This window comes from Bradyrhizobium sp. (genome assembly GCF_004799445.1).
Taxonomy (GTDB): domain Bacteria; phylum Pseudomonadota; class Alphaproteobacteria; order Rhizobiales; family Xanthobacteraceae; genus Bradyrhizobium.
The window spans coordinates 1-13987 of record NZ_SSNA01000114.1 but is presented as its reverse complement, the minus strand read 5'-3'; the positions used below and the strand labels follow the sequence as shown (position 1 = coordinate 13987).

The following is a 13987-nucleotide window of genomic DNA, read 5'->3' as shown; positions in this document are numbered from 1 at the left end:
CGCTCAATTGAAAAGCGCGGGGATCGGTTATTGCCAGAATGTACTCGCGGATGTACTCGTGTGACATCCTTCGTAGCGAGAGGCACCAGATCAAGTTCTATTGAATTCAATGCTTTAGCGGCGATCTGGTAGCGGGAGAGGGACTCGAACCCCCGACCCCAGGATTATGATTCCCGTGCTCTAACCAGCTGAGCTACCCCGCCACGGCGCCGGCAAACGCGGCTTTATATGCCGCAGTCGCGAACGCGCGGCATATAAGGAGCGGGTCTTGGCCCTGTCAAGCAAACCCGCGGGGCCCGCTTCGTGCCGTCAAATACCTGCATAAACGGCTATTTCGGCCGCACGTTGGGATTGCCGCCGGGGCTGCCGGGCGGCGGGATCACCGGCGTGTTGCCGGTATCGGGGGTTGGCGCGCGCATTTCCGGATCGACGCCGGCGGGCGGACACAGCACGCCGTCGGATTTGGCCAGTCTGTCGCCGAGCAGCTCGGCCGACTGCCCGGTTGTCGTACCCTCCGGCGCGATCGTGCCGCGCGGCGGCACCGGCTGCATCGGCGCGCAATTAGTGGCTGGGGCCGAAGGCGCCGTTTGGGCAGCCAGCAGCGGCGGGGCCTGCGCGCTGGCACTGCCGGACGCCGCCATCAGCGCGTAAGAGAAAAGGGCTACGTATTTCGTTCGCATCCGGGGCAACGGCCCGCCCCCACGGAGGTTCCGCAACAAACGGAGAGTTTCACGCCTTGCGGTAACGGATCAGCGAGAAATGCCCCATCGGCGGCATCGGCCGACGCTCGGCCAGGCTGACGCCACCATGTTTGGCGGCCCAGTTGACCAGACGCGCCCAGGGAAATTCGGGCCGCCAGCCGAGCCGGCGCGCCAGGGGCGCGAACGCCAGTTCGAAGACGCGGCGCGGGCCGCTCTCGGCGCCGATGTGATTGACCAGGATCAGTTCGCCGCCGGGCTTCAGCACACGAATGAAATCATCGAGCGTGGCTTCGGGATCCGGCACCGCGGTGATGACATATTGCGCCACCACGGCGTCAAAAGACGAATCCGCGAACGCCAGATTCTTGGCGTCCATCACCGCGAGCGTCTCGACATTGCCAAGACCCAGCGCCCGCACGCGACTCTGCGCCTTGCGCAGCATCGGCTCGGAGATATCGACGCCGCACAATCTGGTGGTGGGGGAATAATCCGACAGCGACAATCCGGTGCCGACGCCGACGTCGAGAATCCGGCCGCCGATCCTGTCGGCTTCCGCGATGGTGGATTGACGGCCGTGATCGAAAACCTTGCCGAACACCAGATCGTAGACCGGCGCCCAGCGCCCATAAGCCTTTGCGACCCCCGCGCGGTCGATATCTGCAGCCATGCCCCCGCCCTGAAAATATTATCCGCGCATCGCCTCGACCAACGGCGGCGCCGCGACGCTTCCCCTTGCCGCGGCTTTCTCCGAGACGCGCTTTGCCGTGGCGCTCTGGATGAAGCCGCCGCCGAGCACGCGGGCCTGGCCCGAAGGCGCATCGTAGAACACGCAGGCCTGGCCGGGAGAAACACCCTCTTCACCCGCCACCAGCTCGACCTCATAGCCGCCGCCGTCGGCCGCGCGCAGCCACGCCGGCTGCGGGCTGCGGGTCGACCGCACCCGCACGAAAATCTCGAGACCCTCGCCGACCGCGCGATCAAGCGCGCCGTCGCCGATCCAGTTGACGTCGCGCAGCGCGATGCGATCCATCCGCAGCGCCTCGCGCGGGCCGACCACGACGCGGCGGCTCGCCGCCTCCAGTCGCACCACATACAGCGGCGCGGTGGAGGCGATGCCCAATCCGCGCCGCTGGCCGATGGTGAAATGAACGATGCCCTGATGCCCGCCGATGACGCGGCCATCGAGGTCGACGATATCGCCGGGCAGAACCGCATTCGGCCGCAACCGGCCAATGATGTCGGTATAGCGCCCGGTCGGAACGAAGCAGATGTCCTGACTGTCCTGCTTGTCGGCGACATCCAACCCGAAGCGCCGCGCCAGTTCGCGCGCCTGCGGCTTGGTCATGTCGCCCAGCGGAAAGCGAAGATATTGCAGTTGTTCGCGGGTGGTCGCGAACAGGAAATAACTCTGGTCGCGGTCGGCGTCGGCGGCGCAGACCAGCGCGCGCGATCCGTCGGCCAGAGGCCGCGACGCGACGTAGTGCCCGGTCGCAAGCGCCGAAGCGCCGAGCTCGCGCGCGGTCGCCAGCAGATCGCGAAACTTGATCGAACGGTTGCACTCGATGCAGGGCACCGGCGTCTCGCCGAGCGCGTAGCTTTCGGCGAAATTGTCGATCACCGACTCGCGAAAGCGGTTCTCGTAGTCCAGCACATAATGCGGGATGCCGATCCGCTCGGCGACATTGCGCGCGTCGTGGATGTCCTGCCCGGCGCAGCAGGCGCCCTTGCGATGGGTGGCCGCGCCGTGATCGTAAAGCTGCAGCGTGATGCCGACGACGTCGTAGCCTTGCGACTTCAACAGCGCGGCCGTCACCGAGGAATCGACGCCGCCGGACATGGCGACGACGATCCGGGTGTCCTGTGGACGGCCTTGAAGATCCAGACTGTTGAGCATGGTTCCGGTCATTGATGCGATCGCGACAGCGCCTGACGCTGCGCGACCAGGAAGCCACCTTGCGGTTAGAGGCTTTCGCAAGCGTTTCCCCAAGAAAGCGAGTTCGCCTGGTCGGAGCGGCTGAAAAGCTACTCTCTAATATAGGCCGTATTCCTGCGAGGCAATCACGCTCACCCCTTTTGCAGGTGGCGAACGGCAAATCTTGCCGCCGGGCAGAAAAGGGAACGCCGCCAGATCGCCATGGCCCGCCGGGCGTCTCTGTAAGGCATTGAAATACAATGGTATTTTCTTTCGCCTCGGGATGGCCCAGTCCTTGCTGATCCCAGATCCAGTTTCATCGCGAGAGGCCTGCCCTGTGTTCAGCGTCACTTCAGAAGCCGCGGCAAATGCCGCGTTCCAGGCCGCGCCGCAGTGGTCCACCCGATCCGACCAGCCGCCGGCCAACGACGTTTTTGGCGGGCTGGTCCATCAAAATACCGCCGCCGACACCGCGACAGCGTCACCGCCGCCGCGTCCGCAGCGCCATACCGACGGCGCGCCGCCGCCCGCGGATAACGCAGGACCGGCCAACGCCGCCTCCAATCAGGCGGCAAACAACGATCCGAACAGCAACGCCAATGCCGGACCGCCCTCCGACAGCAATGCCAACAATTCCAACAATGCCAACACCAGCGACCCAACCGGCGTCGGTGCAACCCAGCCATCCCGGACGAAGTCCAGTGGTGCCACGAAAACCGATCCGGCGAAGTCGACCGACAAATCGGCCAATGGCGATACATCTGCGACAGATCTGACCATCCTGGCCCAGCAGGCCGCTCTCACCGCGACGACGCCGAATCCGGTCGCGGTCGCAATTCCCGTCACCCCCGCAGCCACGAATGTCCCTGCGGCGACGACCTCCGGCAATTCCACAGCGCCGCTGGCGATTGCCGCGGCCGCCATCGCAGCCAGCGCCCAGGCGGTCTCGGCACAGGTGGCCTCGTCGACCCCAACCAAGACCGCTTCGAACACGGCCGCCACCGACGCGGCAGCGACGGCAACGACAACTGCGGCCACCGGGACCCCGACCGAGACCGGAATCGCAAAGACCGCGAGTCCAGCGACGGCCAGCGGAACGGCTGCCAAGCCTGTGGTCGCGCCAACAACGCAGGCCAATGCAACGCCCGCGAATGCGGCCGCTTTGACGAGCGCCGCGGCCGCGACGGCGCCCGTCACAGCCAAGGCTACACCAGGAAAGTCGTCGGCAACGACCACGGCAACCGATGGCTCGACGACGTCAGGTACGGCCGATCCGTCCGCGAGCAATGCACCGGCGGGGGCTCAGAACGGCCTTCTGCAGCAGCCATTGGCCACCGGCAAACCGGGGGCGGCCAATCCCGCGGCCGAGGCGGCAACCGCAGATGCCGCCCCCGCTTCAACATTGGCGGCCACGGTATCGGCCCATGAACATGCGCCGGCCGCCGCTAACGAAAATACGCCCGCCGCTGCAGCGGACCCCAGCACTCAGGTGATCGGCACGACCCAGCCGCAGCTCAATTCCCCTGCGGCTACCGCTGCACCCGGCGCAGCCTTCACCGTTACGGCGCAGGCCAGCGGGCCGGTGCCCCTGAGCGGACTGGCGCTGGAGATCGCCGCCTCGGTAAAGAGCGGCAAGAGCCGCTTCGAAATCCGGCTCGATCCGGCCGATCTTGGCCGCATCGACGTTCGCATCGATATCGATCGCAACGGCCAGGTGACGTCGCATTTGACGGTCGAAAAGCCGGAAACGCTGTCCATGTTGCGCCAGGACGCCCCCCAGCTGCAGCGCGCGCTGGATGACGCCGGGCTCAAGACCGGCAATGGCGGCCTGCAATTCAGCCTGCGCGACCAGTCCTCTTCCGGCCAGAACAGCGGCAACGACACCAGCCCCAATGCCCAGCGGCTGGTTATCAGCGACGAAGACACCATTCCCGCGGCGGTCGCGGGACGAACCTACGGCCGCTCGCTCGGATCGAGCAGCGGCGTCGATATCAGAGTCTGAGGAGACAGCCATGACAACCACAGCAGGCACGTCCAACCCGGTCGTCTCAGGGACGACGACGTTACCGGCCTCTTCCAAGTCCGGCTCCTCGGCCGCGGCCTCTAGCGCGCTGGCTTCCTCGCAGATCGCCGGCAACTTTCAGAGCTTTCTGACGCTGCTGACGACGCAATTGCAGAACCAGAATCCGCTCAGCCCGCTGGACACCAACCAGTTTACCCAGCAGCTCGTCGAATTCGCCGGCGTTCAGCAGCAGCTCAACACCAACGATTCGCTGGCGACGCTGGTATCGCTGCAGCAGACCGCGCAATCGACCCAGGCACTGGGATTTGTCGGCAAGACGGCGGTGGTCAACGGCAGCACCGCGACACTGACGAACAGCAAGGCGACCTGGCAGCTCAGCGTTCCCAGCAATTCGGATGTCACTATCAACATCGCCAGCAGTACCGGTCAGACCGTGTACACCGGCACCTTCGCCGTGGCCGCCGGTAACAACCAGCCGTTCGCATGGAACGGCCTGGCCAGCGACGGCACCCAATTGCCAGACGGCAGTTACAAGCTCACGGCTACTGGGAAGGACTCCGCGGGCAACACCGTGGCCATCACGACCCAGGTCGAGGGCGTGGTCAATTCGGTCGATCTCACCCAGTCACCGCCTCTGCTGTCGATCGACGGCCAGACCTATACGGTCAACCAGATCCAGAGCATCGTGAACTGACGACGGCAGCTCCCTCCCGCCATCATCTGCCATCACCGACTTGCGGCCTTAACCGGCCCGCGCGGGCTCCCGGAGCGGTCTTTCGGGGGCTCCGAGCGGCGTCCGGAGGGCTGCCGTCAAGCATTTTCAAGGAGATTCGTATTGGAGCCTTGGGCTTAGGCAATTTTTAAGTCGCCGGGCGTAGGTTGTTCCCGTGAGTTCAGTGGTTGAGAGTTTGTGAGTACGCCATGACAGAGCCCCATCGCCCGAGGGTAAAATACGTCATCGGGCCTGACGGTAGTCCGCTAACGATTGCGGATCTGCCCGCACCCGGAACCAAGCGGTGGGTCATCCGCCGCAAGGCCGAAGTCGTAGCCGCGGTTCGCGGCGGTCTGCTCTCCCTCGAGGAGGCCTGCAGCCGCTACACCCTGACGGTCGACGAATTCCTGTCCTGGCAGTTTTCCATCGATCAGCACGGCCTTGCCGGGCTACGCACCACCCGGATCCAGCAATATCGCCAATAGGCGCCGTCCCGGAATAATCCGCCATTTGAATAAAATCGGCTTCGTCCTGCGAAGCCGATTTTTTCCGTTTTGAACTTTCCCGCCGGCCCTTAACCTTCGTTAACCATATCGAAACCATCCCATAGGCAATAATTGCCCAGTCGGCTCCTGGAGCCGAATCTGAGGGGCGGTTGGTTTTGCAGAGTCTCGTAAGCTTCCTGAAGGGCCTCGGCGCTGCGCGGTTGATGGCGATGGTCGCGGTAACAACCGCGCTGCTCGGCTTCTTCGCGTTCGTCATCATGCGCGTCACCACGCCGCAGATGACCACTCTCTATACCGACCTCAGCGTCGAGGACTCTTCCGCGGTCATCAAGGACCTCGAACGCCAGGCCATTCCCTTCGAGCTGCGCAACGAAGGCGCCATGATCCTGGTGCCCAAGGACAAGGTCACGCGGCTGCGCATGAAGCTTGCCGAGGGCGGCTTGCCCAAGGGCGGTGGCGTCGGTTACGAGATTTTCGACAAATCCGACGCGCTCGGCACCACCAGCTTCGTCCAGAACATCAATCATCTGCGCGCGCTCGAAGGCGAGCTTGCCCGCACCATCCGCGCCATCGACCGCATCCAGGCGGCGCGCGTCCATCTGGTGCTGCCGGAACGCCCGCTGTTTTCGCGCGAGACGCCCGAGCCGTCGGCCTCGATCGTCGTACGCGTGCGCGGCGCCCTCGAACCGCAGCAGATCAGAGCGATCCGCCATTTGGTCGCCTCCGCCGTCAACGGCCTGAAGCCGCAGCGGGTGTCGATCGTCGACGAAGCCGGTCAATTGCTGGCCGACGGCGCAAGCGGCGCGACCGACAACGCGGTCGGGGACGAGCGCCGCGCCGGTTTCGAGAAGCGGATGCGCAATGAAATCGAGGCGATCGTGTCGTCGGTGGTCGGCGCCGGCCGCGCCCGCGTCCAGCTCTCGGCGGACTTCGACTACAACAAGATTACCCAGACCTCGGATCGCTTCGACCCCGAAGGGCGGGTGCTGCGCTCGAGCCAGACCCGCGAAGAATCCAGCGCCACGGCCGAGAATAGCGGCCAGGTCACCGTCAACAACGAGCTGCCGGGCAACCAGGGCCAGAACAATACGGCGCCGGCCGCACGCGACCAGAGCAAGAAGACCGAAGAAACCAACAATTACGAGATTTCCCGCACCACCAAGACCGAAGTAACCGAGGCCGGAAGGGTCAATCGCATCTCGGTCGCCGTACTGGTCGACGGCAACTACGCCAAGAATGAAAAAGGCGAGATGGTCTATCAGGACCGCAGCAAGGAGCAGCTGGATCGCATCGCCGCACTGGTGCGCTCGGCGATCGGCTTCGACCAGAAGCGCGGCGATCAGGTCGAGGTCGTCAACCTCCGATTCGCTGAAGCTCCGGTCATCGTTCCGTTCGCGGAGCCGACGGGCCTGCTCGGCATGTTCCAGTTCACCAAGGACGACTTGATGTACGTCATCGAACTCGGCGTCATGATGCTGCTCGGCCTGGTCGTGCTGTTCATGGTGATCCGGCCGCTGGTCAGGCGCATCATCGCCTCCGAAGAGATCGCCTCACCCTCCGGCAACATGCCGACGCTGGCCGACGGCAGCGCGCAAGCCGGTTCGGCCAGCCAGGCCCTCGTGGCTGGCGCCACCGCGCAGATGATCGACGTCGCCCAGGTTCAGGGCCAGGTCCATGCCCAGTCGGTCCATCGCGTCGGTGAACTGGCCGAGCGAAACCCCAATGAAACCGCCGCCATCGTTCGTCAGTGGCTCAGCGAAACACCCGCGTGATCTGATATGGCCGTACCGCAAACCGTAAACGCCAGCGATATCACCAGCGTCATCGCCTCGCTGGCGGCTCGTCAGAGCAACCGCGAGAAAGGCGCTCCGCTGAGCGGCCCGAAGCGCGCCGCAATCCTGATGCTGGCGCTGGGAGAACAATATGGCGGCAAGGTCTGGTCGCTGCTCGACGACGATGAAGTGCGGGAATTATCGATGGTGATGTCGACCCTCGGCACCGTCGAGGCCGACGTGGTCGAAGACCTGCTGCTCGAATTCGTCTCCAGAATGTCGGCATCCGGGGCGTTGATGGGGACTTTCGACGGCACCGAGCGGCTGCTGCAGCTCTATCTTCCCGCCGAGCGCGTGACCGGCATCATGGACGAGATCCGCGGGCCCGCCGGCCGTAACATGTGGGAGAAACTCTCCAACGTTCAGGAAGAGGTGCTGGCCAACTATCTCAAGAATGAATATCCGCAGACCATCGCCGTGGTGCTTTCGAAACTCAAGCCGGAACACTCCGCGCGGGTGCTGGCGATCCTGCCGGAGGACATGGCGCTCGACGTGGTCAACCGGATGCTGAGAATGGAGGCGGTGCAGAAGGAAGTGATCGAACGCGTTGAACAGACGCTGCGCACCGAATTCATGTCGAACCTGTCGCAGACCAGGCGCCGTGACGCCCACGAGGTGATGGCCGAGATCTTCAACAACTTCGATCGCCAGACCGAAACCCGCTTCATCACCTCGCTGGAGGAGGACAACCGCGAGTCCGCCGAACGCATCAAGGCGCTGATGTTCACCTTCGACGACCTCATCAAGCTCGACTCCGGATCGGCGCAAACGCTGATGCGCAATATCGACAAGGACAAGCTCGGCATCGCGCTGAAAAGCGCCAACGAGGATGTCCGCGGCTTCTTCCTCGGCAACATGTCGTCGCGCGCCGGCAAGATGCTGCTCGACGACATGGCCGCGATGGGGCCGGTGCGGTTGCGCGATGTCGACGAGGCGCAGGCGCTTCTCGTCAACCTCGCCAAGGACCTCGCGGCCAAGGGGGAAATCACGCTGACCAAGAACCGCGCCGACGACGAGCTGGTGTACTGATGGCCGCACCCGCAAAATTCCTGTTCGACATGGATTTCTCGGCACCCGACAAGATGCGGGAACGCGCCGCCACGCCGTCGGAGATCGCCCAGAAGATCGCCTCGGCCGAGGCCCGCGCCTATCGCAACGGCTACGACGCCGCGCTGCACGAGACGAAGGTCGAGAGCGACCGCCGCGCCGCGCTGGCGCTGGAGGAAATCGGCATTACCATCAAGGGCATCGCGGCGCGCTTCGCCGGGATCGAGACCCGGATGGAAACCGAGGCGGTCGACGTCGCGGTCGCGGTGGCGCGCAAGCTGTGCAGCGAGCTGATTGCCCGCGAGCCGCTTGGCGAGATCACTTCACTGGTAAGCGATTGCTTTGCGCAGCTGGTTTCGACGCCGCATTTGGTGGTCCGGATCAACGATTCGCTTTACGAGGCGGCGCAGCAGCGCATCGAGAAGCTGGCGAAGCAAAGCGGCTTCGAGGGACGCCTCGTGATTCTGGCCGAACCCGAGATCGAGACCGGCGACTGCAGGATCGAATGGGCGGACGGCGGCGTCGTGCTGGAGCGCGCGGCGATCGACGCAAAGATCAACGAACTCGTCGGACGCTACATAGCGTCCAGCAATCAGGCCTGAGCCATGGTCAACAAGATGGCCAAAAGGAATGAACCATGAGTGATACCGACGCACAGGTTCCGCTCCCCGATCTCAACGCCGCGCACACGCCGGCGACGGATGACGTGGCCTATCACGAGGACGAGCAGGCTTCGCGCATTGCCGCCGATCTGGAGGCCGTGTTCGACGTGCCGGTGCAGGTCTCCGCGGTGCTCGGCCGCTCCAAAATGGATGTCGGTGAACTGCTCAAGCTCGGGCCCGGCACCGTGCTGGAACTCGACCGCCGCGTCGGCGAAGCCATCGACATCTACGTCAACAACCGCCTGGTGGCGCGCGGCGAGGTGGTGCTGGTGGAAGACAAGCTTGGCGTGACCATGACGGAAATCATCAAGGCCGAAAAGACCTGAGGCTTTCCCTTTAGCGATACGCGCATAACGGGCGCGAACAGACGAACAGGAGATTACCATGCGGCTTCTCATCGTTGGCACACTGAAGGGCCAGCTCACGACGGCCACCAAGATCGCGATGGACAACGGCGCTTCCGTCACCCATGCGGAGGACCACGAACAGGCCATGCGCGTGTTGCGCGGCGGCAAGGGCGCCGACCTGCTGCTGGTCGACGTCGCGCTCGACATCCGCGATCTGGTGATGCGGCTCGAGGCCGAACACATTCACGTGCCGATCGTCGCCTGCGGCATCTCCAACGACGCCCGCGCGGCCGTGGCCGCGATCCACGCCGGCGCCAAGGAATACATCCCGCTGCCGCCCGATCCGGAATTGATCGCCGCGGTGCTCGCCGCCGTCGCCAATGATTCACGCGACATGGTCTACCGCGACGAGGCGATGGCCAAGGTGATCAAGCTGGCTCAGCAGATCGCCGGCTCGGACGCCTCGGTCATGATCACCGGCGAATCCGGCACCGGCAAGGAGGTGCTGGCGCGCTATGTCCACACCCGCTCCAACCGCGCCAAGAAGCCGTTCATATCGATCAATTGCGCGGCAATTCCCGAGCACCTGCTTGAATCCGAACTGTTCGGTCATGAGAAGGGCGCGTTCACCGGGGCCATTGCGCGACGTATCGGAAAATTCGAGGAGGCCACCGGCGGCACACTGCTACTCGACGAAATCTCCGAGATGGACGTGCGGCTGCAATCCAAATTGCTGCGGGCGATCCAGGAACGCATCATCGATCGCGTCGGCGGCACCAGGCCGGTTCCGGTCGACATCCGCATCATTGCGACCTCGAACCGCAATCTGGCCGACGCGGTACGCGAAGGCACCTTCCGCGAGGACCTCCTGTTCCGGCTCAACGTCGTGAACCTGAAGATACCGCCGTTGCGCGAACGCCCGGCGGATATTCTCGAACTGGCGCAGCACTTCGCCAAGAAATACGCCGACGCCAATGGCGTGCCATTGCGGCCGATCTCCGCCGAAGCAAAGCGGGTGCTGACCTCCAACCGCTGGCAGGGCAACGTCCGCGAGCTGGAGAACACCATGCATCGTTCGGTGCTGATGGCGCAGGGCGACGAGATCGGTGTTGACGCCATTCTGACGCCGGACGGTGACCGTCTCGATGCGCCCAAGACCGTGCCGGCGGTGGCGCACGCCACGTTCGCCGCCGAGCAGGTGACCCGGGCGCTGGTCGGACGCACGGTCGCCGACGTCGAGCGCGATCTCATCCTGGAGACACTGAAGCATTGCCTCGGCAATCGCACCCATGCCGCCAATATCCTGGGCATCTCGATCCGCACGCTGCGCAACAAGCTCAATGAATACGCCGATGGCGGCCTGCCGATCACGCCGGCAGGGGCCGGAGAAATTCACCGCGTCACCGCGACGGCGTGATTTGGCGCGGGCCTCGTCCGCTTGAATAAAATCCGGCGCGAGGACGAACTCGCCCTGGAACCGTTGTACTTCAATCACGTTTTCATACAGGAAATTCACCGACCCTGTCTGAAAGCCGTCGATGTCCATCTTGCAGCTCGATCCGCCACTTCCCGTCATCACGCCGAAGGGAGACGGGTATGCTCACGTGCTGATCGACTATGGACCCGAGTTCAATCTGCTCTGGGTCTGCTTCCTCGACGATTCCGGGGAGTGTTGGACTTACGACAATACGCAAGTCCGAGCCCAGAAGAACGTCACCATGGGCCGCACCTTCGTTTCGCGTCATCCGGCGAAATCGCTGCCAGTTGCAGCCGAATAATCCGGCGCGTCGGGCTTCCGAAAAATGTGGATGGGATCGCCCGGCTGCAGCCCATGCCCGGTGAACGCCGCATAGGCGTAGAGCGCGAGATAGACAATCGCGAGCGCGCCGATCCCGTAAAACACCCAGACTGCGATTCGTTTCATCAGATCGCGGCTCTCCGGCGCGGGACCGGGACGACATACCGCTGCCGCAGCCCCAATGATGGCGCGAGGGCGACTGGAAGTTTGCGTTGCATCGCGTAACTCCTGGCTCCGGTGCTGCAGGATACAGCGCGGGCTTTTAGACCGCGAACCGGAAAAACGCCACCTTCCCTGGCCTGATGCCGCGACAGCGCCGACCCCGGGGCTAACAATCGGAGGGCTTTTATGGCACACCGTGCCGCAGCCCGCGATGGCTGAAGAACCCACCGCTTTTCGAGTTCAAGATGCCCGCACCCAAACCGCCCGCCTTTGAAACCCTGAGCCTCCATGCCGGCCAGCATCCTGATCCCGTGACGGGCGCCCGTGCCGTCCCGATCTATCAGACCACATCTTACGTCTTTCAGGATTCCGAGCATGCCGCGGCGTTGTTCAATCTGGAACGCGCAGGACATATTTATACCCGCATTTCCAACCCGACCACGGCGGTGCTCGAGGAGCGGCTTGCTGCGCTGGAAGGCGGCGTCGGCGCAATCTGCACGGCGAGCGGCATGGCGGCGCTGCATCTGGCGATCGCGACCCTGCTGAACGCGGGCGACCACATCGTCGCCTCTTCCTCGCTCTATGGCGGCAGCATCAACCTGCTCACGCATACGCTGCCGCGCTTCGGCATCACGACCACGTTCGTCAAGCCGCGCGCGCTGGACCAATTCCGGGCCGCGATCCAACCCAACACAAGGCTGGTGATCGGCGAAACCATCGGCAATCCCGGCCTCGAGGTGCTGGACATTCCCGCTATTGCGAGCATCGCGCATGACGCGAAAATTCCGCTCCTGATCGACAATACCTTCGCGACCCCCTATCTCAGCCGGCCGATCGAGCTTGGCGCCGACATCGTGATGAATTCGGCCACCAAGTGGATCGGTGGCCACGGCATCGCCATCGGCGGCGTGGTCGTCGACGGCGGCCGGTTCGATTGGCGCGCTTCCGGCAAATTTCCGGTTCTGACCGAACCCTATGCCGGGTATCACGGCATCGTCTTCGACGAGCAGTTCGGCCAGGCGGCGTTCATCATGCGGGCGCGCACCGAAGGCCTGCGCGACTTCGGCGCGTGCCTGTCACCCACCAATGCCTTTCAACTGCTGCAGGGCGTCGAGACGCTGGGTATTCGCATGGAGCGCCATATCGTCAACACGCATGCGGTGCTTGAGGCGCTCGCGGCGAACAAGGCGGTCGACTGGGTTCTGCATCCCTCGCTGGAAAGCCATCCCGACCATGAACTGGCCAAGCGATTGCTGCCGCGCGGCGCCGGATCGATCGTCAGCTTCGGCATCAAGGGCGGCCGGCCAGCGGGGCGGAAATTCATCGAGTCGCTGCGGCTGATCAGCCATCTGGCCAATGTCGGCGACGCCAAGACGCTGGTGATTCATCCCGCCAGCACCACCCATCAGCAGATGGATGCGGCCCAGCTCCAGGCCGCCGGCATCGGCGAGGAACTGGTGCGGCTGTCGATCGGGATCGAATCCGCAGCCGACATCATCGATGACCTCGGCCAAGCGCTCCGTATTTCGCAGAAGGCTTGAGCCATGCAGTTGTCCGTGAACGGCATCGATACCTTCATCGCCACCGGCGGCCGCGCGTTCGATGCCTCGCAACCGACCCTCGTGCTGCTGCACGGCGCCGGCTTCGATCATACCACCTGGGCCCTGCACAGCCGGTGGTTCGCGCACCACGGCTATGGCGTGCTGGCGCCGGACCTGCCCGGCCATGGCCGGTCCTCCGGCGCGCCACTGTCCACGATTGCCGGCATGGCCGAATGGACCGCCGCCCTGCTCGATGCCGCCGGCGTCGCCAAGGCGCGGCTGATTGGCCATTCCATGGGTTCACTGATTGCGCTTGAGACCGCCGCGCGGCACCCGGCCAAAGTCTCCGCGCTCGGTCTGATCGGAACCGCGGCAACCATGACGGTCGGACCCGATCTGCTCAAAGCCGCCGAGGCCAACGATCACGGCGCCGTCGATATGGTCTCGATCTGGGGTCTCGGCTATCAGGCGGAACTGGGCGGCAGCCTGGCGCCGGGTTTGTGGATGCATGGCGGCGCCCAGCGCGTGCTTGAACAAAGCCGGCCCGGCGTGCTTTTCAGCGATCTGTCTGCGTGCAACGCCTATCAGGGTGCGCTTGCCGCCGCCGCCAAGATCGCCGTTCCGACCACGCTCATTCTCGGCGAGCGCGACATGATGACCCCTGCCAAGGCCGGCCGGGCGCTGGCCGCCGCGCTGCCGAACTCACGCACGGTGGTGTTGCGCGGCGCCGGCCACATGATGATG

Annotated in this window: 15 protein-coding genes and 1 tRNA gene; 11 read left to right on the top strand and 5 right to left on the bottom strand. The window is 64.4% G+C overall.

What is annotated here, in order from left to right; translation table 11 throughout:
* Nucleotides 1-126 precede the first annotated feature (126 nt).
* The 4 genes from E8A46_RS15855 to mnmA form a co-directional block, all read right to left on the bottom strand.
* Nucleotides 127-203 (bottom strand) — tRNA-Met (locus tag E8A46_RS15855).
* 126 nt (nt 204-329) lie between these two features.
* The gene (locus tag E8A46_RS15850) at nt 330-680 is read right to left on the bottom strand and encodes a hypothetical protein (protein WP_291562406.1); all 351 of its coding nucleotides are present in this window, start codon (nt 678-680) and stop codon (nt 330-332) included.
* 49 nt (nt 681-729) lie between these two features.
* Nucleotides 730-1368, bottom strand: a complete 639-nt coding sequence (locus E8A46_RS15845) for a class I SAM-dependent methyltransferase (RefSeq protein WP_291562403.1) — start codon at nt 1366-1368, stop codon at nt 730-732.
* Between the two features lie 18 nt (nt 1369-1386).
* Nucleotides 1387-2595: a tRNA 2-thiouridine(34) synthase MnmA gene (gene mnmA, locus E8A46_RS15840; protein WP_291562409.1), complete on the bottom strand. Its 1209-nt coding sequence runs from the start codon at nt 2593-2595 to the stop codon at nt 1387-1389.
* Nucleotides 2596-2950: 355 nt separating this feature from the next.
* Here mnmA and E8A46_RS15835 point away from each other — a divergent pair, with 355 nt between their 5' ends.
* The 9 genes from E8A46_RS15835 (at nt 2951) to E8A46_RS15795 (ending at nt 11520) form a co-directional block, all read left to right on the top strand.
* Nucleotides 2951-4615, top strand: coding sequence for a flagellar hook-length control protein FliK (locus tag E8A46_RS15835; RefSeq protein WP_291562400.1), 1665 nt, complete (start codon nt 2951-2953; stop codon nt 4613-4615).
* Between the two features lie 10 nt (nt 4616-4625).
* On the top strand, nt 4626-5330 hold the full coding sequence (locus E8A46_RS15830; RefSeq protein ID WP_291562397.1) for a flagellar hook capping FlgD N-terminal domain-containing protein: 705 nt from the start codon (nt 4626-4628) through the stop codon (nt 5328-5330).
* A 227-nt stretch (nt 5331-5557) separates the two neighbouring features.
* On the top strand, nt 5558-5833 hold the full coding sequence (locus E8A46_RS15825) for a DUF1153 domain-containing protein (RefSeq protein ID WP_002714638.1): 276 nt from the start codon (nt 5558-5560) through the stop codon (nt 5831-5833).
* Between the two features lie 176 nt (nt 5834-6009).
* On the top strand, nt 6010-7626 hold the full coding sequence (gene fliF, locus E8A46_RS15820; protein WP_291562394.1) for a flagellar basal-body MS-ring/collar protein FliF: 1617 nt from the start codon (nt 6010-6012) through the stop codon (nt 7624-7626).
* Nucleotides 7627-7632: 6 nt separating this feature from the next.
* A complete protein-coding gene (gene fliG, locus E8A46_RS15815; RefSeq protein WP_291562391.1) occupies nt 7633-8715 on the top strand; it encodes a flagellar motor switch protein FliG in 1083 nt (360 codons plus the stop codon).
* Nucleotides 8715-9335: a FliH/SctL family protein gene (locus tag E8A46_RS15810; RefSeq protein ID WP_291562389.1), complete on the top strand. Its 621-nt coding sequence runs from the start codon at nt 8715-8717 to the stop codon at nt 9333-9335. The genes fliG and E8A46_RS15810 overlap by 1 nt, the downstream gene beginning before the upstream one ends.
* A 35-nt stretch (nt 9336-9370) precedes the next feature.
* Nucleotides 9371-9721 (top strand): flagellar motor switch protein FliN, encoded by a 351-nt coding sequence (gene fliN / locus E8A46_RS15805; protein WP_291562386.1) that lies wholly within the window; start codon nt 9371-9373, stop codon nt 9719-9721.
* 58 nt (nt 9722-9779) lie between these two features.
* A complete protein-coding gene (locus tag E8A46_RS15800) occupies nt 9780-11159 on the top strand; it encodes a sigma-54 dependent transcriptional regulator (protein WP_291562384.1) in 1380 nt (459 codons plus the stop codon).
* Nucleotides 11160-11280: 121 nt separating this feature from the next.
* Entirely contained in the window at nt 11281-11520 is a 240-nt protein-coding gene (locus tag E8A46_RS15795) for a hypothetical protein (RefSeq protein ID WP_291562382.1), read from the top strand.
* Here E8A46_RS15795 and E8A46_RS15790 read toward each other — a convergent pair.
* Nucleotides 11484-11666, bottom strand: coding sequence for a hypothetical protein (locus tag E8A46_RS15790; RefSeq protein ID WP_291562381.1), 183 nt, complete (start codon nt 11664-11666; stop codon nt 11484-11486). The genes E8A46_RS15795 and E8A46_RS15790 overlap by 37 nt on opposite strands.
* 281 nt (nt 11667-11947) lie before the next feature.
* Between E8A46_RS15790 and E8A46_RS15785 the strand changes: the two genes are divergently transcribed.
* Together E8A46_RS15785 and E8A46_RS15780 are read left to right on the top strand one after the other, a co-directional pair.
* Nucleotides 11948-13243 (top strand): O-acetylhomoserine aminocarboxypropyltransferase, encoded by a 1296-nt coding sequence (locus E8A46_RS15785; protein WP_291562378.1) that lies wholly within the window; start codon nt 11948-11950, stop codon nt 13241-13243.
* A gap of 3 nt (nt 13244-13246) precedes the next feature.
* On the top strand, nt 13247-13987 hold a 741-nt coding region (locus tag E8A46_RS15780; RefSeq protein ID WP_291562375.1), incomplete at its 3' end, for an alpha/beta hydrolase.